The 20,963-nt window shown below is 71.6% G+C and carries 21 protein-coding genes; 10 read left to right on the top strand and 11 right to left on the bottom strand.

The genetic code is table 11. The annotated features are described in order from the left end of the window. The first annotated feature begins 54 nt into the window (after positions 1-54). Positions 55-531, top strand: a complete 477-nt coding sequence (locus tag PV682_RS35920) for a MarR family winged helix-turn-helix transcriptional regulator (protein ID WP_319735949.1) — start codon at positions 55-57, stop codon at positions 529-531. On the opposite strand, the gene PV682_RS35925 is transcribed toward PV682_RS35920, so the two are convergent. Next, positions 528-1,874 carry a sensor histidine kinase gene (locus tag PV682_RS35925; RefSeq protein ID WP_319735950.1) on the bottom strand — a complete coding sequence of 449 codons (1,347 nt, stop codon included), beginning with the start codon at positions 1,872-1,874 and terminating at the stop codon, positions 528-530. The genes PV682_RS35920 and PV682_RS35925 overlap by 4 nt on opposite strands. Continuing rightward, positions 1,871-2,536, bottom strand: coding sequence for a response regulator transcription factor (locus PV682_RS35930; protein ID WP_055719471.1), 666 nt, complete (start codon positions 2,534-2,536; stop codon positions 1,871-1,873). The genes PV682_RS35925 and PV682_RS35930 overlap by 4 nt, the downstream gene beginning before the upstream one ends. A 119-nt stretch (positions 2,537-2,655) precedes the next feature. Here PV682_RS35930 and PV682_RS35935 point away from each other — a divergent pair, with 119 nt between their 5' ends. After that, positions 2,656-3,279 (top strand): PepSY domain-containing protein, encoded by a 624-nt coding sequence (locus tag PV682_RS35935; RefSeq protein WP_319735951.1) that lies wholly within the window; start codon positions 2,656-2,658, stop codon positions 3,277-3,279. A gap of 45 nt (positions 3,280-3,324) precedes the next feature. Here PV682_RS35935 and PV682_RS35940 read toward each other — a convergent pair whose 3' ends face one another. The 3 genes from PV682_RS35940 to PV682_RS35950 form a co-directional block, all read right to left on the bottom strand. Further along, positions 3,325-4,563, bottom strand: a complete 1,239-nt coding sequence (locus tag PV682_RS35940) for an MFS transporter (RefSeq protein WP_319735952.1) — start codon at positions 4,561-4,563, stop codon at positions 3,325-3,327. Between the two features lie 140 nt (positions 4,564-4,703). After that, the gene (gene meaB, locus PV682_RS35945) at positions 4,704-5,660 is read right to left on the bottom strand and encodes a methylmalonyl Co-A mutase-associated GTPase MeaB (RefSeq protein WP_319735953.1); all 957 of its coding nucleotides are present in this window, start codon (positions 5,658-5,660) and stop codon (positions 4,704-4,706) included. Between the two features lie 82 nt (positions 5,661-5,742). Further along, positions 5,743-6,933, bottom strand: coding sequence for an acetyl-CoA C-acetyltransferase (locus tag PV682_RS35950; RefSeq protein WP_319735954.1), 1,191 nt, complete (start codon positions 6,931-6,933; stop codon positions 5,743-5,745). Positions 6,934-7,086: 153 nt separating this feature from the next. On the opposite strand from PV682_RS35950, the gene mce reads away from it, so the two are divergent. From mce to PV682_RS35965, 3 genes are all read left to right on the top strand, one after another. After that, positions 7,087-7,527 carry a methylmalonyl-CoA epimerase gene (gene mce, locus PV682_RS35955; RefSeq protein WP_055720165.1) on the top strand — a complete coding sequence of 147 codons (441 nt, stop codon included), beginning with the start codon at positions 7,087-7,089 and terminating at the stop codon, positions 7,525-7,527. Positions 7,528-7,739: 212 nt separating this feature from the next. Further along, positions 7,740-11,588: a polarized growth protein Scy gene (gene scy / locus PV682_RS35960; RefSeq protein WP_319735955.1), complete on the top strand. Its 3,849-nt coding sequence runs from the start codon at positions 7,740-7,742 to the stop codon at positions 11,586-11,588. Between the two features lie 214 nt (positions 11,589-11,802). Next, entirely contained in the window at positions 11,803-12,741 is a 939-nt protein-coding gene (locus tag PV682_RS35965) for a coiled-coil domain-containing protein (RefSeq protein ID WP_055720167.1), read from the top strand. Between the two features lie 63 nt (positions 12,742-12,804). On the opposite strand, the gene PV682_RS35970 is transcribed toward PV682_RS35965, so the two are convergent. Beyond that, on the bottom strand, positions 12,805-14,136 hold the full coding sequence (locus PV682_RS35970; protein WP_319735956.1) for an MDR family MFS transporter: 1,332 nt from the start codon (positions 14,134-14,136) through the stop codon (positions 12,805-12,807). Positions 14,137-14,234: 98 nt separating this feature from the next. Between PV682_RS35970 and PV682_RS35975 the strand changes: the two genes are divergently transcribed. After that, a complete protein-coding gene (locus PV682_RS35975; protein ID WP_319735957.1) occupies positions 14,235-14,792 on the top strand; it encodes a TetR/AcrR family transcriptional regulator in 558 nt (185 codons plus the stop codon). Here PV682_RS35975 and PV682_RS35980 read toward each other — a convergent pair. The 3 genes from PV682_RS35980 to PV682_RS35990 are packed head-to-tail and all read right to left on the bottom strand — an operon-like array spanning position 14,782 to position 16,062. Next, positions 14,782-15,330, bottom strand: coding sequence for an ATP-binding protein (locus PV682_RS35980; RefSeq protein ID WP_319735958.1), 549 nt, complete (start codon positions 15,328-15,330; stop codon positions 14,782-14,784). The genes PV682_RS35975 and PV682_RS35980 overlap by 11 nt on opposite strands. Next, complete coding sequence (locus PV682_RS35985; protein ID WP_319735959.1) at positions 15,327-15,653, bottom strand: hypothetical protein; 327 nt, start codon at positions 15,651-15,653, stop codon at positions 15,327-15,329. The genes PV682_RS35980 and PV682_RS35985 overlap by 4 nt, the downstream gene beginning before the upstream one ends. Next, positions 15,643-16,062, bottom strand: a complete 420-nt coding sequence (locus tag PV682_RS35990) for an ATP-binding protein (RefSeq protein ID WP_319735960.1) — start codon at positions 16,060-16,062, stop codon at positions 15,643-15,645. Before PV682_RS35990 ends, PV682_RS35985 begins: the two co-directional genes overlap by 11 nt. A 169-nt stretch (positions 16,063-16,231) precedes the next feature. Between PV682_RS35990 and PV682_RS35995 the strand changes: the two genes are divergently transcribed. The 4 genes from PV682_RS35995 (at position 16,232) to PV682_RS36010 (ending at position 18,439) form a co-directional block, all read left to right on the top strand. Continuing rightward, positions 16,232-17,101: a helix-turn-helix domain-containing protein gene (locus PV682_RS35995; RefSeq protein ID WP_319735961.1), complete on the top strand. Its 870-nt coding sequence runs from the start codon at positions 16,232-16,234 to the stop codon at positions 17,099-17,101. Then, positions 17,098-17,292, top strand: coding sequence for a DUF397 domain-containing protein (locus PV682_RS36000; RefSeq protein ID WP_319735962.1), 195 nt, complete (start codon positions 17,098-17,100; stop codon positions 17,290-17,292). Before PV682_RS35995 ends, PV682_RS36000 begins: the two co-directional genes overlap by 4 nt. Positions 17,293-17,519: 227 nt before the next feature. After that, entirely contained in the window at positions 17,520-17,870 is a 351-nt protein-coding gene (locus PV682_RS36005; protein ID WP_319735963.1) for an antitoxin VbhA family protein, read from the top strand. After that, entirely contained in the window at positions 17,867-18,439 is a 573-nt protein-coding gene (locus tag PV682_RS36010) for a Fic/DOC family protein (RefSeq protein ID WP_319735964.1), read from the top strand. Before PV682_RS36005 ends, PV682_RS36010 begins: the two co-directional genes overlap by 4 nt. Before the next feature lie 85 nt (positions 18,440-18,524). On the opposite strand, the gene PV682_RS36015 is transcribed toward PV682_RS36010, so the two are convergent. Both PV682_RS36015 and PV682_RS36020 read right to left on the bottom strand, forming a co-directional pair. Then, entirely contained in the window at positions 18,525-19,343 is an 819-nt protein-coding gene (locus tag PV682_RS36015) for an NADase-type glycan-binding domain-containing protein (protein WP_319735965.1), read from the bottom strand. Positions 19,344-20,388: 1,045 nt separating this feature from the next. Then, positions 20,389-20,952 (bottom strand): phage tail protein, encoded by a 564-nt coding sequence (locus PV682_RS36020; RefSeq protein ID WP_319735966.1) that lies wholly within the window; start codon positions 20,950-20,952, stop codon positions 20,389-20,391. Between the last annotated feature and the right edge of the window lie 11 nt (positions 20,953-20,963).

Here is a 20,963-nt window from a genome sequence, read left to right on the forward strand (position 1 = left end):
CGCGGCGTCACACTCTTCTCATTAACATTTCAACTTTTTAGGTAGACTTCATTTATGGAGACCGAGACGGCCACGCGCTGGCTGACCGAAGCGGAGCAGTGCGCCTGGCGCACCCAGCTGGAGGTCAACAGGCTGTTGATGCACCAGCTGGAGAAGGATCTCCAGCCGTTCGGGCTGACCATGAACGACTACGAGATCCTCGTCAACCTTTCCGAGTCCCCCGACGTCCGTATGCGGATGAGCGACCTCGCCGCCGCGACCCTCCAGTCCAAGAGCCGCCTCTCCCACCAGATCACCCGCATGGAGAACGCGGACCTGGTCCGCCGGGAGAACTGCGAGTCCGACCGGCGGGGGCTGTACGCGGTCCTCACCGACCAGGGGCTCGACGTGATGCGCCAGGTCGCGCCGCATCATGTCGCGTCCGTCCGCCGCCACTTCATCGACCTGCTCTCGCCCGAGGGGATGACGCAGCTCTCCGCCGCGCTGGGGCCGATCTCCGACCACCTCCGCGAGAACCGGGGCCGGCCCTAGCTCCTTGCGGGCAGGCGCAGTTCGAAGGCTGCGCCGCCCGTCGGGGCCGCCCCGACCGTGAGGGTTCCGCCGTGGCGTACGGCGATGTCGCGGGCGATCGCCAGGCCCAGGCCCGCGCCGCCCTCGTCCCTGCTGCGGGCGTCGTCGAGGCGGACGAAGCGTTCGAAGACGCGTTCCCTGTCCGCCACCGGGACTCCGGGGCCGTCGTCCGCGACCGTGAGGACGGCGTCCTCGCCCTCTCTGCGGACCGTCACGGCCACCGTCGTACGGGTGTGCCGGGCCGCGTTGTCCAGGAGGTTGGCCAGGACTCGGGTCAACTGGCCACGGGAGCCGGTGACTTCGACGCCGGGTGCCGTATCGAGACGCGTTCCCTTTCGGGGTGCCGTCTCCTCCCTCGCCAGAGCTCCCAGGTCCACCGGAGTGCGGGGCGGGGTCTCGCCGGCGTCCAGGCGGGCCAGCAGCAGGAGGTCGGCCGCGAGGTGCTGGAGGCGGACCGTGTCCTCCACCGCGCCGTCCAGGTCCAGCAACTCCGGGTGAGCGGCGGCCACTTCGAGTTGCGTGCGCAACGAGGCGATGGGGCTGCGGAGTTCGTGCGAGGCGTCGGCGACGAAGCGGCGCTGGCGGTCCACGGAGGCCTCCAGCGCGGCGAGGGTCTCGTTCGTCGTGCGGGCCAGCCGGGCGACCTCGTCGTCGGCGTCCGGTTCGGGGACCCGGCGGGAGAGGTTCTGGGAGGCGGTGATCGCGGCGAGCTCCTGGCGGATGCCTTCCACGGGGCGCAGCGCACGCCGGGTGACGAGCCAGGTGACGCCCGCGACGAGGGCCAGCAGCAGGGGCAGGACGACCAGGAGGACCGTCAACGCCGTGCGCACCGCGGACTGTTCGGTGGCCAGGGGGGCGCCCGCGTGGACGGTGAGCGGGCCCTGGGCGGGGGTGCCGACGGTGAGGGTCGCGAAGCGGTACTCCTCGGTGTCACCGTCGAGCGTGGCCGAGCCGGTGGCGTGGGTGACGTCGCCGAGCTCCCCCGCTTCGAGGTCGTCCTCGTCGCTCGTGGCGCCGAACTTCGAGGTGACGTCGGCCAGTTCATCGCTCTTCGCGACCGTCGCGCCGTCCGCCGCGCGGATCAGGACCGGTACGTCGTCGTCCAGGTCCACCCGGTCGTACGGCGTCCCCGCGGCGAGTTGAGCCGCCACGCCGCGCGCCGTGCGCTCCGCGTCGTCGTCCGCCTGGCCGCGGAGGTTCGTCCACAGCGACATGACGACGACGGCACCGGCCGCGACCAGGGCCAGCGCCACGACCGTCGTCGCCGCGAGCGTCGTGCGGGCCCGCACCGAGCGGGGTCTCATCGCGTCGCCTCCAAGCGGTAACCCGCCCCCCGTACCGTCCTGATGAGCGCCGGGTCCAGCTTGCGGCGCAGTGAACTGACGTACACCTCAACGATGTTGGGGTCGCCGTCGTAGGCGAAGTCCCAGACGTGGTCCAGGATGTCGGCCTTGGAGACGACCTCGCCGGGGCGCAGGGCCAGGTGCTCCAGGACCGCGAACTCCTTGGCTGTCAGGGTGACTTCGGTGTCGTGGAGGTGGACCCGGCGGGTGGCCGTGTCGATCCGGAGCGCGCCGAGGACGTGGACGGGGGAGGCTCCCCGGCCGCCCCTCCTCCTCAGCAGCGCCTTCACCCGGGCGACCAGGACGACGTAACTGAACGGTTTCGTCAGGTAGTCGTCCGCGCCCGTGTCCAGGCCCTCCGCCTCGTCGTACTCGCCGTCCTTCGCGGTCAGCATCAGGATCGGGACGTCGTGGCCCGCCGCGCGCAGGGCCGCGCAGACCCGGTAGCCGTTCATGCCGGGCAGCATGATGTCGAGGATCACCAGGTCGTACGGGGTCTCCGTCGCCCTGTGCAGGCCCTCCCGGCCGTCGTGCACGACGTCCACGGCGTAGCCCTCGGCGGCGAGGCCCTTCGCGAGGGACAGGGCGAGGCGTTTTTCGTCCTCGACGATCAGCAGGCGCATGCGTCCAGGGTGGCAAACCGAACCTGAAGATCCCTTCAGGTGGCTTCAGGTTGCGTTCAGGGTCGGTCCGCGAGGGTGGAGCACATCGCAACGACCCCACGGAGAAAGGTACGGAACCCATGAAGCGCAGCATCGCCATCGCCGCCGTCGCCGCGAGCGCGGTCCTCGCGGGAGGCACGGCCCTCGCCCTCACCGACGACGAGCCCGGCACCGGCGAGTCGCACGCCCGGACGAACCACGTTCAGCTCACGGACCGGACGGACGACACGGACCGGGACGACCGGACGGACGACGCGAACGACACGGCCGCCCGCCCGACGGTCACCACCTCGAACCTCACCATCACCCAGGCCATCGACGCGGCCCTCAAGGCCCGCCCCGGCACGGTCCTCTCCGCCGACCTCGACACGGACGACGACGCCGACGCAGCCCGAGGCTGGGAGGTCGAGATCCTCACCCCGGACACGAAGACGTACGACGTCCGCGTCGACCCGTCCACCGGCAAGGTCCTCACGTCCCAGCTCGACCGCGACACCGACGCCGACGACCGCCGCGCCCCCGACGGCCTCACCGCCCGCCAGGCCGCCGAAGCCGCCGCCCCCAAGGGCACGGTCGTCTCCGTCGACTTCGACGAGGACCACGCCGGCACCTGGGAGATCGAGACCCACGACGCCCAGGGCAAGCACCAGGACTGGGACGTGAACACGAGGACCGGGAAGATCACGGCGGACCGGGAGGACTGAGCGGGAGTGCGCGCGGGTCCGCCGAAGTACGGCGCTCCCGCCCCCCTACCTCCGCTCCGCCCACGCCCCTCCCGCCCCCGTGACCAGCGCGACCGCGCCCGCCGCCGCGAAGCACACCCCCAGCGGGGCCCTCGCCAGGAGGAGGCCCGCTCCCGCCGCTCCGGCCGAACTGCCCGCGTTCACCGCTGTGTTGATCCAGGCACCTGCTCGGGTACGGGCCGTGGGCGCGGTGGTCTCCTCCGCGACCAGGTAGGACGTGGTGATGACGGGGGTCACGAAGGCGCCCGCGAGGGTCAGCAGGGCCGCGAGGGTGACGATGTCGGGGGCCGCGCCCGCCGCGATGAGGAGGAGGCCCAGGGCCGCCGCGAGCCGGGGGAGCCGGGTCCGTGCGGGGGTGCGCCAGTCGACCGCGCCGTTCAGGAGCCCGCCGACCGCGCTGCCCACCGAGAGCGCCGCCAGGGTCCAGGCCGCCGCGCCGGGCGCGTACCCGTGCCGGTCCGCGAACGCGGTGACGAGGAGGTCGGCCGCGCTGAGCGCCAGCCCGGTGGCGGCGGTGAGGGCGAGGGGGACGAGCAGGGCCCTGGGACTCGCCGACGAGCTGTCCGGCGTACGGCACTCGTCACCGGCGTACGCATCGGAACCGGACCCCGCACGCTCTTTTGCGGCCCCGCCCTCGAACGCCCGCACCCCCGGCGACCGCACGAACCCCCACGTCCCCACCACCATCACCGCCGCGCTCGCGAGCACCCCCGCCACCGGCGAGGCGACTCCCACCAGGACCCCCACCAGCACAGGCCCGACGACGAACAGCAGTTCCTCCGCGACACCGTCCAGGCTGTACGCCCGCTGCAACATGCCTTTCCCGGGGGCCAGTTCGGACCACACCGCGCGCATGGTGGGCCCGAGGGGCGGGGCGCAGGCGCCGGCCAGGGCGATCAGGGTGCCCAGCGTCAGGGGGGACGGGCCGGGGCGGACGGCCGTGAAGGCGAACGCGCAGAGGAACGCGGTGTACAGGAGCACCATGGGCGGCAGCGCGCGGCGCGGCCCGTGGCGGTCGACGAGGGTCGCGCGCAAGGGCGTGAGGACGACCATCGTGCCGCCGAAGACGGCCATGACGACACCGGCCGTCGCATAGGAACCGGTCGCGTCGACGGTCGTGAGGAGGACGGAGAGGGCGACGAGGCCGTAGGAGAGCCGGGCGACCAGGGCCGAGCCGAACGTGCGCAGGGCGTAGGGGAGTTGGAGCACGGCACGGTAGGACGGCCGGGAAACGGGCGTGGGCACGCGGGAGTTCCTCACGAGGAGAGGTGGGAGAGGGGTCACCGGAGTCACGGTCGGCGAGGACCGTGGGGGGACGCCGCTCTACGCACAGGGGAGGAACATGCGCGTCAACGTAGCAGTACGCGGCGGGAGTTGCCGAACGATTATGCGCGCACGACCCCCGCCACCAGTTCGTCCGCCGCCCGGTACGCGTCCAGTTCGCCCGCCACCACCCGCTCCGCCAGCGCCTCCACGCGCCGGTCGCCCCGCAGGTCCCCGATCCGTTCGCGCAGGGTCGTCACGGCGATCGTCTCGATCTCGTGGGCCGCGCGGGAGCGGCGGCGTTCGGAGAGGACTCCCCGTTCCTCCATCCAGCCCCGGTGTTTCTCCAGTGCGGAGAGCACCTCGTCGATGCCCTCGCCGCGGGAGGCGACCGTCTTGACGACGGGGGGCCTCCAGTCGCCCGGCGCGCGGGACTCGCCGAGGCCCAGCATGTGGTTCAGTTCGCGGGCGGTGGCGTCGGCGCCGTCGCGGTCGGCCTTGTTGACGACGTAGACGTCGCCGATCTCCAGGATTCCGGCCTTGGCGGCCTGGATGCCGTCGCCCATGCCGGGGGCGAGCAGGACGACGGAGGTGTCCGCCTGGGCGGCGATCTCGACCTCCGACTGGCCGACTCCGACCGTCTCGACGAGGACGACGTCGCACCCGGCGGCGTCCAGGACGCGGATGGCCTGGGGGGCGGCCCAGGCAAGGCCGCCGAGGTGGCCCCGGGTCGCCATGGAGCGGATGTAGACGCCGGGGTCGGAGGCGTGGTCGGACATCCGGACGCGGTCCCCGAGCAGGGCCCCGCCGGAGAACGGCGAGGACGGGTCGACGGCGAGGACGCCGACCCGCTTGCCCTGCCGCCGGTACGCGCTGACCAGCGCGGACGTGGACGTGGACTTGCCGACGCCGGGCGAGCCGGTGAGGCCGACGACGTACGCGCCGCCCGTGAGCGGGGCCAGCGCCGCCATGACCTCCCGGAGCTGCGGTGACGCCCCTTCGACCAGGGAGATGAGGCGGGCCACGGCGCGCGGCCGGCCGTCACGGGCCTGGGCGATCAGGGAAGGGACGTCCTGCATCTCAGCTCCGTTCAGTGGGCCCGCCACCGGTCCGACGACCAGATCATCGGACCGGCAACCTCAACTCGGACCGGCGACCTCGTCAACGTACGGACGGCACCCGCACGATCAGCGCGTCCCCCTGCCCGCCGCCCCCGCACAGCGCGGCGGCGCCGACCCCGCCGCCCCGGCGCTTCAGCTCCAGCGCCAGGTGCAGGACGAGCCGGGCCCCGGACATCCCGATCGGGTGCCCGAGAGCGATCGCGCCGCCGTTGACGTTCACCTTTTCCGGCGACACCCCGAGGTCCTTCATGGACTGCACGGCGACGGCGGCGAACGCCTCGTTGATCTCGATGAGGTCGAGGGCGTCCACCGTCAGCCCCTCCTTGCCGAGCGCGTGCAGGATCGCGTTGGACGGCTGCGACTGGAGCGAGTTGTCGGGGCCCGCGACGTTCCCGTGTGCCCCGATCTCGGCGATCCAGTCGAGGCCCAGCTCCTCGGCCTTGGCCTTGCTCATGACGACGACGGCGGCGGCCCCGTCGGAGATCTGGGAGGCGGACCCGGCGGTGATCGTGCCGTCCTTCGTGAACGCCGGACGCAGCTTGCCGAGGGATTCGGCGGTCGTCTCGGCGCGGATGCCCTCGTCCTGGCTGAACAGGATCGGGTCGCCCTTGCGCTGCGGGATCTCGACGGGCGTGATCTCGGCCTCGAACAGGCCGTTCTTCTGCGCGGCGGCGGCCCGCTGGTGGGAGAGCGCGGCGACGGCGTCCTGCTCCTCCCGGTTCAGCCCCAGCCGGGTGTTGTGCTTCTCCGTGGACTCCCCCATCGCGATGCCCTCGAAGGCGTCGGTGAGCCCGTCGTACGCCATCGCGTCGAGCATCTCGATCGCGCCGTACTTGTACCCCTCGCGGGACTTGGGCAGCAGGTGGGGCGCGTTGGTCATGGACTCCTGGCCGCCGGCGACGACGACGTCGAACTCGCCGGCGCGGATGAGCTGGTCGGCGAGGGCGATCGCGTCGAGGCCCGACAGGCAGACCTTGTTGACCGTGAGGGCCGGGACGTTCATCGGGATGCCGGCCTTGACGGCGGCCTGGCGGGCCGGGATCTGCCCGGCGCCGGCCTGGAGGACCTGGCCCATGATCACGTACTGGACCTGGTCGCCGGAGATCCCGGCCCGGTCGAGCGCGGCCTTGATCGCGAAGCCGCCGAGGTCGGCCCCGGAGAACGACTTGAGGGAGCCGAGAAGGCGTCCCATGGGAGTGCGCGCACCTGCGACGATCACCGATGTGGTCATGAGCTGCGATCCCCTTACCGCCCCGCACGGGCCGTAGGAATGTGAACGAGGGTTTACTGCCAAAGTACTGAGGAGTAGGTCACTGCGTCACCCGGCCGTCGATGTGATCGCCCGCACGTTGCACAACCACCCTTTCAGCGCTCCACTGAACCCATGCTGACGCGAATCGACCACATCGGGATCGCCTGCCACGACCTCGACGCGACCGTCGAGTTCTACCGCGCGACCTACGGTTTCGAGGTCTTCCACACCGAGGTCAACGAGGAGCAGGGCGTGCGCGAGGCCATGCTCAAGATCAACGATACGTCGGACGGCGGAGCCTCGTATCTGCAACTCCTGGAGCCGGTCCGCCCGGATTCCACGGTGGCGAAGTGGCTGGACAAGAACGGCGAGGGCGTCCACCACATCGCCTTCGGCACGGCGGACGTCGACACCGACGCGGAGGCCATCCGCGACAAGGGCGTACGGGTCCTCTACGAAGAGCCGCGGCGCGGTTCCATGGGGTCACGGATCACCTTTCTGCACCCCAAGGATTGCCACGGTGTCCTCACAGAACTGGTCACTTCGGCGCCTGTTGAGTCCGACGAGCACTGACCCACGTACATAAGGGCCGGTAGGGTTGGGGGCGGTTGCCCGCCGCAGGGCGGTGCAACCGCTATGCCGGGGTCCGGGTTTCGGGGGTGCGGGTGGCGGGCGCGGCCCGTGGTCCGCCGATGATCTGACACCATTCCCCGGGGGCCCCGTCCGGCGGATGGACGGGAGCTCGTTGGAGAAGCTTGCGACCAGGGGACGGATGGGACCGCGCAGTGCGGGGCTACGAGAGCCAGGAGCGAGAGCCGGCGGCTGACGTCGACCACCTCACTCGGTTCGAAGCCGAGATGAAACGGCTGAAGACCGAGCGGGAAAAGGCGATCCAGCACGCCGAGGACCTCGGCTACCAGGTCGAGGTGCTGCGCGCCAAGCTGCACGAGGCGCGGCGCACCATCATGACCCGGCCCGCCTTCGACGGCGGCGACCTCAACTACCAGGCCGAGCAGCTGCTGCGGAACGCGCAGATGCAGGCCGACCAGTTGCGCCAGGACGCCGAGCGCGAGCTGAGCCAGGCCCGGGCGCAGACCCAGCGCATCCTCCAGGAGCACGCGGAGCAGGCGGCCCGGCTCCAGGCGGAGCTGCACCAGGAGGCGGTCACCCGGCGCCAGCAGCTCGACCAGGAGCTGGCGGAGCGCCGCCAGACCGTCGAGTCGCACGTGAACGAGAACGTGGCGTGGGCCGAGCAGCTCCGCGCCCGCTCGGAGGCGCAGGCCCGCCGGCTGATGGACGAGTCGCGCGCCGAGGCCGAGCAGGCCCTCGCGACGGCCCGCGCCGAGGCGGAGCGCCTGACGAACGAGGCCCGCCAGCGCCTGACCAGCGACGCGGAGGCGGCGCGCACCGAGGCCGAGCAGATCCTGCTGCGGGCCCGCGCGGACGCGGAGCGCCTGCTGAACGCGGCGGGCGCGCAGGCCCAGGAGGCCACGGACCACGCGGAGCAGCTGCGGACGTCGACGGCGTCGGAGTCGGACGCGGCGCGGCGGCAGGCGAGCGAGCTGTCGCGGGCGGCCGAGCAGCGGATGGCGGACGCCGAGGAGGCGCTGCGCAAGGCGCAGGCCGAGGCGGAGAAGGTCCTCTCCGAGGCTCAGACGGCCGCCGAGAAGGCCCTCTCCAGCGCCGAGTCCGCGAACGAGCAGCGCACGCGCACCGCGAAGGAGCAGGTGGCGCGGCTGGTCAGCGAGGCCACCAAAGAGGCCGAGGCGACGAAGTCGGAGGCCGAGCAGGTCGTCGCGGACGCCCGCGCCGAGGCGGAGAAGATCGTCGCCGAGGCCGCCGAGAAGGCCCGCACGATCACCGCCGAGGAGTCCGCGACCCAGCTGTCGAAGGCCGCGAAGACCGCCGAGGACGTCCTCAACAAGGCGCAGGAGGAGGCGCGCGGGACGATCACGGCCGCCGCCGAGGAGGCCGAGCGGGTCCGCAGCGAGGCGGAGGCGGAGGCGGACCGGCTGCGCGCCGAGGCGCACGACATCGCCGAGCAGCTCAAGGGGTCCGCGAAGGACGACACGAAGGAGTACCGCGCCAAGACCGTCGAGCTCCAGGAGGAGGCGCGGCGGCTGCGCGGCGAGGCCGAGCAGCTCAGGTCCGAGGCGGTCGCCGAGGGCGAGAAGATCCGCGCGGAGGCCCGCAAGGAGGCCGTCCAGCAGATCGAGGAGGCCGCCAAGAGCGCCGAGGAGCTGCTGTCCAAGGCGAAGGCGGACGCGGACGAGCTGCGCCAGAAGGCGACGGCGGACAGCGAGAAGGTCCGCACCGAGGCCATCGAGCGGGCGACGTCGCTGCGCCGGCAGGCTGAGGAAACGCTTGAGCGCACCCGCGCGGAGGCCGAGCGCCAGCGCGACGAGGCGGTCGGGCTCGCGGAGACGATCACCGCGAACGCCGAGGACGCGGCGCGTGAGACGCGCGAGGAGGCCGAGCGCGCCATAGCGGCCCGGCAGGCCGAGGCGGCCGAGGAGCTGACCCGGCTGCACGCCGAGGCGGAGACCCGGCTCGCCTCCGCCGAGCAGGCCCTCACGGAGGCCCGCGAGGAGGCGGCGCGCATCCGCCGCGAGACCGCCGAGGAGACCGACCGGCTGCGCGCGGAGTCCGCCGAGCGGATCCGTACGTTGCAGCAGCAGGCCGCCGACGAGGCGGACCGGCTGCGGACCGAGGCCGCCGCCGACGCGTCGGCGTCCCGCGCCGAGGGCGAGTCCATCGCCGTACGGCTGCGCTCGGAGGCCGCGGCGGAGGCGGAGCGGCTCAAGCAGGAGGCGCAGGACACCGCGAACCGGGTGCGCGCGGAGGCGCAGGCCGCCGCCGAGCGGCTCGCCGAGGAGGCGTCGGACGCGCTCGCCGCCGCGCAGGACGAGGCCGTACGGCGCCGTCGCGAGGCCGAGGAGACGCTCGGTACGGCGCGTGCGGAGGCCGACCAGGAGCGGGAGCGGGCCCGCGAGCAGAGCGAGGAGCTCCTCGCGTCGGCGCGCAAGCGCGTCGAGGAGGCGCAGGCCGAGGCCGTCCGGCTGGTCGAGGAGGCCGACCGGCGGGCATCGGAGATGGTCGCCGCCGCCGAGCAGCACGCCCAGCAGGTCCGCGACTCGGTCGCGGGGCTCCACGAGCAGGCGCAGGAGGAGATCACCGGCCTGCGGTCGGCCGCCGAGCACGCGGCGGACCGTACCCGCCGGGAGGCCGAGGAGGAGGCGGACCGGGTCCGCGCCGACGCGTACGCCGAGCGGGAGCGGGCCGCCGAGGACGCCGCCCGCGTACGGCAGCAGTCGCGCGAGGAGTCGGAGGCCGCGCAGGCGCTCGCCGAGCGCACGGTCGGCGACGCCATCGCGGAGGCCGAGCGGCTGCGTACGGAGACCTCCGCGCACGCCCAGCGGGTGCGGACGGAAGCCTCGGACACGATCGCGCAGGCCGACCAGGACGCGACCCGGACCCGGGCGGAGGCCCGGGAGGACGCGAACCGCATCCGGTCGGACGCGGCGACGCAGGCCGACACCCTCATCACCGAGGCGCGCAACGAGGCCGAGCGGCTCCAGTCGGAGACCCTCGCGGAGGCGGAGCGGCTCCAGATGGAGACGGCCGCCGAGGTGGACCGGGTGCGCGGCGAGGCGCACGCGGACGCGGAGCGGATGCGCGCGGAGGCGTCGGAGACGGTCGGCTCGGCCCAGCAGCACGCCGAGCGGATGCGCGCGGAGTCGGCGCGGCAGCGGGCCGAGGCGGAGGCGGAGGCCGAGCGGCTCGTCAGTTCGGCGCGCGAGGAGGCGGACCGGACGCTCGACGAGGTGCGCCGGGAGGCCAACAAGCGGCGTTCCGAGGCGGCCGAGCAGGTCGACACGCTGATCACGGAGACGACCGCCGAGGTCGACAAGCTCCTCAGCGAGGCGCAGGAGCAGGCGCTGAAGACGACCGCCGACGCGGAGGAGCGGGCCGACTCGATGGTCGGGGCCGCGCGCGCCGAGGCCGAGCGGCTGATCGGCGAGGCGACCGTCGAGGGCAACTCCCGGGTGGAGCAGGCCCGTACGGACGCGGACGAACTCCTCGTCGGGGCGCGCCGGGACGCGACGGCGATAAGGGAGCGCGCGGAGGAGCTGCGCGACCGCATCACGACCGAGATCGAAGAGTTGCACGACCGTGCCCGGCGCGAGGCCGCCGAGACGATGAAGGCGACCGGCGACCGGTGCGACGCGCTCATCACGGCCGCCGAGGAGCAGCTGAACAAGGCGCAGGCGAAGGCGAAGGAGCTGGTCTCGGAGGCCAACTCCGAGGCGGGCAAGGTGCGGATCGCCGCCGTCAAGAAGGCCGAGGGCCTGCTCAAGGAGGCCGAGCAGAAGAAGGCTCAGCTGGTGCGCGAGGCCGAGGAGTTGAAGGCCGAGGCGATCCGCGAGGCGATGCGCAGCGTCGAGGAGGGCAAGCGCGAGCTGGAGGTGCTGGTCCGGCGGCGCGAGGACATCCAGGCGGAGATCTCCCGTGTCCAGGACGTCCTTGAGGCGTTGGAGTCTTTCGAGGCACCGTCGTCCGCGAAGGACGGGGGCGTCAAGGCGGGAGCGGCGGTAGGGTCCCCTCGTTCGGGTGGCAAGTCGGCCGATGGGTAGCGGAGTGTGCAGGTTCCGAGGAAATCTGGGGGCTTTGTTCTGAAGTCTTCGGGAATACGGGGACTTCGACCGGCACTCTGGCAAGCCTTCGGCCGATCAGCCACTCGAAAGGGGCGTCATTCTCCAGATCAAACACGCATCCGCTCGATGACACACCGCTTCGGCCCCTAGGATTCCACCTATCACCTCACCGGTCTCATTCGACAGGAACCCCATGAGCGACACTTCCCCCTACGGCTTCGAGCTTGTGCGGCGTGGGTACGACCGCGCTCAGGTGGACGAACGCATCTCGAAGCTCGTCTCCGACCGTGACAGCGCTCTGGCCCGGATCACCGCGCTCGAGAAGCGCATCGAGGAACTCCACCTCGAGACGCAGAACGCGCAGGCGCAGGTCTCCGACGCCGAGCCGTCGTACGCCGGTCTCGGCGCCCGCGTCGAGAAGATCCTGCGCCTCGCCGAGGAAGAGGCGAAGGACCTGCGCGAGGAGGCGCGCCGCGCGGCCGAGCAGCACCGCGAGCTCGCCGAGTCGGCGGCCCAGCAGGTCCGCAACGACGCCGAGTCGTTCGCCGCGGAGCGCAAGGCCAAGTCCGAGGACGAGGGCGTCCGGATCGTCGAGAAGGCCAAGTCCGACGCCTCTCAGCTGCGTTCCGAGGCGCAGAAGGACGCGCAGTCCAAGCGTGAGGAGGCCGACGCGCTCTTCGAGGAGACCCGCGCGAAGGCCGCGCAGGCCGCCGCCGACTTCGAGACGAACCTCGCCAAGCGGCGTGAGCAGTCCGAGCGTGACCTCGCGGCGCGTCAGCAGAAGGCCGAGAAGCGCCTCGCCGAGATCGAGCACCGCGCCGAGCAGCTGCGCCTGGAGGCCGAGAAGCTGCGCACCGACGCGGAGCGCCGGGCCCGGCAGACCGTCGAGACGGCCCAGCGGCAGTCCGAGGACATCGTCGCGGACGCGAACGCCAAGGCGGACCGCATCCGTTCGGAGTCCGAGCGCGAGCTGGCGGCGCTCACCAACCGCCGCGACTCGATCAACGCCCAGCTGACGAACGTCCGCGAGATGCTGGCGACGCTGACGGGCGCGGCTGTCGCGGCGGCGAGCGCTCCGGTGACGGACGACGAGCCGATCTCCCGTGGGGTGCCGGCTCAGCAGTCCCGGTAGTTCGTTGGGTGTGTGCTGAGGGGCGGTGGGACTCGTGGTCCTGCCGCCCCTTTGGCATTTCTTTTAAATGTTTTTCTTTACTCGCGGATACAGCAGACTCACCAGGCACGCGAACACCGTGAATCCCGTCGCCCACGCGAACGCGTACGGAAAACCGTGGGTGAGAAGGCCCGCCAGCACCGCCGTGCCGAATGAGCCGCCGAGTTGCTGGACTATGCGGACGATCGTGCTGGCGTGCGGGACCCGCTCGCCGGGTACGTCCGCGTAGGCGCCCACCATGATCGCGATGTTCACGGCGCTCATGCCGAGTCCGCGCAGGACGAGGGCCGCCGCCAGGAGGGTGGTCGGGGGGTCGTCGAAGGTGAACGGGACCGTCGTCACGGCGGTCAGCAGGAGCCCCGCGAACATCACCGGCCGGGGTCCCACGCGGTCCGCGAGCGGGCCGGCGACCCGGGCGAGGAGGCTCCCGACGCCCTGCGGCGCCAGCAGCAGCCCCGCCGCCAGCACGCCCGCGCCGCGCTGCTGCTGGTAGTACAGCGGCAGCAGGAACATCCCGCCGTACAGGGTCAGCCCGTTCAGGAACATCAGCGCCGCCGACACCGCGAGCGAGCGGTTGCGCAACAGCCGGAGATCCACGAGGGGTTGGCTGCGGCGCAGGGCGTACAGGGTGAAGGCGCCGAGGAGGACGACGCCGACGGGGAGGGCGGCCCTCTGCTGCGCGAAGCCGTAGACCAGCGCGGCCAGCGCGGGCGAGATCAGCAGCAGGCCGGTGACGTCCAACGGGTGCGCGGGCGACGCGTCTTGACGAGGCACCGTACGCCAGGCGAGGGCCAGCGCGAGCACGCAGACGGGCAGATTGACGTAGAAGATCCACCGCCAGCTGAAGTGGTCGACGATGACCGCGCCCACGACGGGCCCCAGAATCGGCCCGATCAGCGCCGGGAGACTGACGACGGCCATCAGGCGCCCCACGTTCCTGCCTTGGGACGCCCGGAGGATCACGGTCTGCAACACCGGCATCAACAGCCCGCCGCCGACGCCCTGGACGACCCTGAACGCCACCAACGAGGCGATGTCCCAGGCGAGTCCGCACAGCATGGACCCGGCGAGGAACAGCACGAGCGCGCCGAGCCAGACCTTGCGCGCGCCGATCCGCTCGACGGCCCAGCCGCTCACGGGGACGACGACGGCGAGCGCGAGGAGGTAGGCGGTGCTGATCCACTGGACGGTGGAGGTGGATACGCCGAGGTCGCGGCCGAGGGTGTGGACGGCCACTGCGACGATCGTGCTGTCGAGGAGGGGGGCGAGGGCGCCGAGGACGAGGACGGCGGCGAGCTTGAGCAGCGCCGGGTCGAGGCGGTCTTGCGTACGGGGCTCGGTGGCGGCCTCGGGCATACGGCTCCCCCTGCTGGGCATTTTTAGAGACGCACCGTCTCTTGTTGCGACGATAGGCTCACCCCGTTAAGAGACGCAAGGTCTCCTGAGGAGCCCGCATGGAACCCACCCGCCGCCGAGGCGCCGCCCTGGAGGCCGACCTCCTCGACGCGGCCTGGGCCGAACTCCAGGCCGTCGGCTACACCCACCTCACGATGGAGGGCGTCGCCCTGCGCGCCCGCACCGGCAAACAGGTCCTCTACCGCCGCTGGAGCAACCGCGCGGAACTGATCGTCGCCGCCCTCCGCCATCGCCGGGGCTCGATCGTCGACCACGTCCCCGACACGGGGTCGCTCCGCGAGGACGTGCTGTCCCTCCTGCGCGTCACGCTTCAGCGCCAGCGGGAGATCGGGCAGGACGTGTTCCGGGGCCTGCTCGCCGAGGTCGCGGACATGGACCCGCACTTCTCGGAGACGATGCGGACGGTACTGGCGACGCTGCTGGGCCGGGCTGCCGAACGGGGGGAGATCCCCACGGCCGATCTGCCTCAGCGGGTGATCAGCCTGCCGGTGGATCTGTTGCGGTACGAGATGCTGGTGAGCTTGGAGGGGGTGACGGAGGGGGACCTGGTGTCGATCGTGGACGAGGTGTTCCTGCCGCTGGCCCTCAAGGGCTGACGGCGTTCCCGACGGTCGTCAACACCCGTTCGTACAGCGCACGTTTCGCGCGCTCCTCCGTCCGGCTCCGCAACGCCCTGCTGCCGGGCGGGAGTTGGAGCGGGGGGTGGAGTGTGCCGGGAGGAGGCGGGGTGAGGGGCCAGCCGAGTGCCAGTTCGGCCCAGACGACCTTGCCGCCGGCGGGCGGGCGTTCGACGCCCCACGTCTCGGCGACGGCGTCGACCAGGAGGAGGCCGCGTCCGCCTTCCGCGTCGCTCTCGGGGCGCTTGCGTACGGGGAGCGCGTCCGCCCGGTCGTCCCAGACCTCCACGTACAAGCTGCTTGCCACGGCGCAGAGTTGGACGCCGATCACTCCGTGGGGGTCGTTCGTCGCCTTGACGGCGTTGGTGACGAGTTCGCTCATCGCGAGGCCCGCCGTGTCCGTGTGGTCGTCCAGATCCCAGACCTTCAGCGTGTGCCGGACGACGAGGCGGGAGACGGCGACGGCGAGGGGGGAGGCGACGAGGCGGGCCGAGGTGACGAGGAGAGGGGCGGTCACGTGTCCTCGCCTTCCGCGGCGATCCAGACCTGTCCGCCGATGCTCTGTGCGAGCAACTCCCGGGAGAGGGCGGCGAGTCCGGGGAGGCGGTTGAGGTGCGGTTCGCTCGGTACGACGATCTGGCGGATGCCGTGGCGGAGGCAGTACCGGGACATCGTGCCCAGGGTGGAGGTGCGGCCGGGTTCCCTCTCGACGAACACCATCGTCAGGGCGAGGCCCTTGCCGTCGGCGAAGTTCCGCATCGTGCGGACGAGTTGGCGTACGGCGTCGTCGTCGAGGCCGTCGAGCCGGCGCAGGTATCCGACGATCACGTCACCGTCCATCAGGCGGCTCCCCGGGGGTGACGGCGAGGTGGGCCCAGACGGTCTTGCCGATGACGTTGCGCTTGACGCCCCAGGCGTCCGAGAGGGCGGCGACGAGGTGGAGTCCCCGGCCGGCGTCCTCGTCACCGAGGAGGGGCGGGGTGAGGGCCGGGGTGCCGGTGGCGGCGTCGCGGACCTCGATGCGGAGGCGGGTGCCGTCGAGGTGGTAGGTCACCGCGACGTGGCTGCCGCGCATGGCTTGGCCGTGAATGATGGCGTTGGTCACCAGTTCGGTGACTACCCACTCAAGCTGATCGGTGGCTTGCGGAAAGCCCCACAGCTTAGCGAGGTCGCGGGCCTCGGCGCGGGCTCTTGACACGGACGGGCGAAACCTCCGGTACCAGACCTGTAATGCCTTGGGTTCAGCCACACTTGCCCCTAACGCACAGGCGGATGCTGGTCATCCACAGTAGATACTGCGCACCGTGCTACACCCAAAGTGTCAAGTACCCACTTAGGTGAAGTCGAAAGCCGGTTGCTCCCACCATGGGGGGCGCGGCACACTTGACCTGCGAGAAGAGCCAGGAAGGCGGCCACCCGTGCCCATCAACACCAACCCGACGCTCCGTCAGCGGCGACTCGCACGTACGCTCCGAGAGTTGCGAAGCGCCGCCCAGTTGACGCACTCGGACGCCGCGAAGGTGCTCGGGTCGGCGGAGTCCAAGGTGGGACGCATCGAGAACGCGCAGTCCGGTATCCGACTCCCCGACCTGCGCGCCCTGTTGGACGCCTACAACGTCACCGACCCGACCGAGCGTGCCGCCATCGAGAAGCTGTCACGCGAGGCCAAGCAGAAGGGCTGGTGGAGCCGGTACGCGAACGTGGTCGACCCGGCGTACGCCTCGTACGCGGCAGTCGAGTGGGACGCGTCGGGCCTGTACAACGTAGAGACCAACCTGGTCCCCGGCCTCCTGCAAACCCCGGACTACACCGAAGCCCTCATCAAGCTCCAGGCCCCGGAGGCCACCGAGGAGGAGATCAAGGCGGGAGTCGAGGTCCGGCGCGAACGCAAGAGCATCCTGACTCGGGACAACCCCCTCCAGCTCTGGGTCATCATTGCCGAGAACGCCCTCTACCATCCGGTCGGCGACCCCGACGTCATGAGGGTGCAGCTCGAATCCCTGGTCGAGAGCAGCCGTAAGCAGAACATCGAGCTTCAGATCCTGCCGCGCGAAGACCCCATGAACGCCTGCCTGTTCGGGCCGTTCGTCATCATGAGCTTCCCCACCTCGGCGGAGACGGATGTCGTCTACTCCGAATCCCCCACGAGCACCCTCTTCTTCGAGGAGGCGGAGGATGTGGAGACGTACACCACCCTCTTCCGACGTCTGAACGTGGCCGCCGCGAACGTCAGCAAGTCCCGGGCGCTCATCCAGGACGCCCTACGTCAATTGGAACCGAACCGATGAACCCACAAGCCCAGCCCACGGCCATCCCCCTGACGTGGGTGAAGTCCTCGTACTCCGGCCACAACGGCAACTGCGTGGAGATAGCCACCCTGCCCGACGGCAACCGGGCGCTGCGCGACAGCAAACTCCCCACCGGCCCGGTCCTGACGTTCCCCCGCCCATCCTGGACCGCCTTCCTCCGCAGCGTCTGACCGCCGAGGCCAACGGAGGCGGTGCCGTCGCGATCACCGCCTCCGCCTCGAAAGGCCCCGGCATCTGCTTACACGCCCCGCTTCGTCGTTCTCGCAAAGCCCGGCCCTGGTGGCCACCGAGGCGGACGAGGGGGGCGTACTTCGTGGGCTGCCCGAGGCAGGACACCCGCCCGAATCCGTACTAGAATCTGTACAGAATCAAGCCTCTATATGAGTACGGTGACAGCATGGAGATCCCCGAGGTCGTGACCGTCAGCGACGCGCGCGCAAGGCTGTCGCGGATCCTGACCGACCTGTCGGAGTCCGGCGCGAACGCCGACCCCGTTCTGATCGGTGCCCACCGCAAGCCCCAGGGCGTCCTCCTGTCCGTCGAGGCATTCGAGGCGCTGAGCGGCCGGGCAGCTCGACGCGCGGCCGTCGCCTCGGCCACCGGCTCCATCGAGGCCGAGGGGCTCCACGCCTCCGAGGTATCCGACCGCGACGCCGAGGCGTACGTGAAGGGCGACCTCGACGCGGACACCCTTGTCTCCCGCGCGATCGCCCGCCACCGACAGACCTCGGAGCGGCGGGCAGGATGAACGATCCATACGCCCTGCCCAACGGGGTGCTGCGCAACAAGCTCGGCATCACCGACCATCAGTTGCTCGCGGCAGCGGAGGCGGACATCACCCGGGCGCGCCTCGTCATGCTTGCCGAACGCCCCCTGCCCGGCGCGTACGACCTCAGCCACCTCCAGGCGTTCCACGCCACGATTTTCGGCGACATCTATCCGTGGGCAGGCGAGTTACGCACCGTGAACATCGCCAAGCGCACACCGTTCTGCCCGGCGAAAAACCTGGTGCCCTACGCCGGAGAGGTCTTCGGCCAGCTCGCCTCTTCCGGCCGTCTGCGGGGGCTCCCCCGGCAGGAGTTCGTCATTCAACTCGCCGCGTTGTACGGCGACATGAACGTCCTTCATCCGTTCCGCGAGGGCAACGGCCGCGCCCAGCGGGCATTCCTGACCCAGCTCAGCGCGGACGCGGGATACGACTTGAACTGGTCGGGCACAGACCCCCAGCGCAACGAGGACGCATCGGTGAAGAGTTTCCTCGGCGACAACAGCCTGTTGGAGCAGCTGCTCAACGAGCTCATCACCACCGCGGGGTGATATCTACCGCGAGCGGCTGAAGGTCTCCGTCCCCTTCCCCCTGGACATCGACCTCGCCGCGCTCGCGTTCTGAACTGTCTTCGTCTCAGGAGCGTTTGAAGAACTCCACCTCCGCTACTGCCAGTTGGCGGCCCCGGGTGAGGCCTGCTGGGGAGTTCAGCGTGAGGGTGATGGTTTTTACGTCGCTGAAGGGGGTGACGAAGTGCTGGTCGCCCGCTTTGTCGTTGAGGGTGAGTTTCTTGGTGTGTTTCTCGCCCGAGGAGGTTGTTATTTCCAGGGTGATTTCCAGGGCTCGGGCCTGGGTGGCGTAGTCCTTGGGGGCGAAGCCCGCGCCGTTGGTGATGACCGTGTTCACCAGGCGGAAGGGGGCGCGGAAGGTGTAGGTGATCGTGGCGCCGGGGGCGGCGCCCCAGAAGTTGTTGCGGATGCCGTCCGAGGTGTTCGTCGGGGGGTGGTCGGGGGTTTGGGTGGACGCCTTGATGTCCACCGGGGTGATCGCTTCCGGCTTGCTGAGCTTGTCCCTGGTGTCCTCGAAGAGGGCCCGGCCGGCCGGGAGGAGGAAGAAGCCGGCGGCGCAGAGCGCGAGGATGACGCCGAGGATCACGAGGAAGCGGGTCAGCCGGCCCGAGCTTGCGCGGACCCTCCGGTTGAACGGCCACACCGTGCGCCACCAAGGCAGCGGCGCCGGGCGCTCGGTGACGACCAGTTCGGCGGCACAGCGACGGCAGAAGCGGCGGCCCGGGGGGTTGGGGGTGCCACAGGCGGGGCACGGGGGGCCGGTTACTTCGTCCTCGGCGGGGACGGGGCGGACGGTCGGGCGGGGGGCTGCGGCTTTCGCGGGGAGGACGGGTTGGATGGGGGCGGGGGGTTCGGGCTCGGGGGTGGTGGGGGGTCGGGGGCCCACCGGGTTGGGGGGTGTGGCGGTGGGGCGCTGGGGTGGTGGAGACTGCGGGGGGCGAGCGGTGGGGGGTTCGGCGGGGGTGGACACCGGAGGGGTGAGGGCTTCGGCAGAGGCGGACGCCGGTGCCGTGCGGTCCCCGGTGGGGCCGGACGCGGGAGGTGTCGAGGCCCCGGAGGAAGCGGCTGCCGGAGGTACGGGGACCTCGGTGGGGGGCGGGGGTGTCGTCCGACCCGTTGCGCCCGTGCGGGTGCGGGAGGTCAGGCGGGAGCGCAGTGATGAGGTGCGGGGTGGGGTAGGGGGTTCGGTGGGCGGCGGTGGTGGAGTGGGTGCGGTGTCCGACGACGGTACGGCCGGGTCCGGCGCGCCAGGTGCCGCCGTACTCGGGGCGGGGGTGCTCGAAACGGAGCCGTCCGAGGGCGGGGCGCCCGGAGCGGGCGTACCCGATGCCGAGGTCCTTGAAGTCGCCGCGCGGGAAGGGGACGTGCCCGAGGACGCCGGTGCGTCTGGGGACGCCGGGCTCGAAACCGGCGTATCCGAACCCGGCGCGCCCGCAGCCGCCGTACCCAAACCGGACGCGGCTGACACGCCCACGCTGGACCCACGCGAGCCGGACGTGTCCTCAGCCGACGCGTCTGAACCGGGGCTGCCCGAACCGGAGATGGCCGCAGCCGCCCCGTCTGAACGGGACGCGCCCGAACCAGCGCCGCTTGCAGCGGACCTGGACGAATCGGCCGCCGAACCAGCGGCGCCGCCGGACGTCCCGGCCGACTCGGACGCGTTCGGACCAGCTCCGCCTCCAACCGAACCAGCCGACCCGTCCCCGCCCCCGTCCGACCGCCCCGAACCGGCCCCGCTCACCCCGGACGCATCCCCAGCCGCCCCCGGCGTGGCCGCACCCCCCTCAACCTCCTCCGGCACAGGTTCCGGCGCCCCCCGCCTCCCCGCCCCCGGCGCACTTTCCGACCAGCCCAAGTACGTCCCACAGTTGCCGCAGAAGTCGTCTGTCGGCCCGTTGGACGCCCCGCACGCGGGACACGCACGCACGGCGTCACCTTCCTTCGTCGGTGGGGGGGCCGGGGAGGATCTCGACCCGGCAGTGGATGTGGACCGGGCACATGGCCCGGACGATCGCGTGGACGCGGGCGGCGTCGACGGACGGGGTCCGGTCGGGCCAGACGCGGATGAGGGGGGAGCCGGCGGGAGGCGGGAGGTCGGCGCCGGGCGTCGACGACCAGGCCGCGCCCCCCGCCTCGCTCACCGACGCGTGTACGCCGAGGGCGAGCCGCAACGCCGAGGTCAGGCCTCGTGCCGTGCCCCGCCAGCGGTGGAGTTCGACGGCGCGGGCGACCGCCTCGCGGCGGAGGTCGACCGGCCACCGGGGGTCGTCCTCGGCGCCGACCCAGGCGGAGAGCCAGGCGACGAAGTCGGCGGGGGCCACGCGGGGGTCGAGGTAGGAGGGGAGGTTGTCGAGGGTCGCGAAGACGGGCGCGAGGACGGTGTCGAGCCCGGCGGTGAAGCGCTGCGCGAAGTCGTCGTCGGCGTAGAGGGCGGGGAGTTGCTCACCGATGGGGTACCGGCTGGGGAGTTCGGGTACGGCGGCACGATTGCTCATGGCGAGACCTC

This window comes from Streptomyces niveiscabiei, assembly GCF_033794345.1.
Taxonomy (GTDB): domain Bacteria; phylum Actinomycetota; class Actinomycetes; order Streptomycetales; family Streptomycetaceae; genus Streptomyces; species Streptomyces niveiscabiei.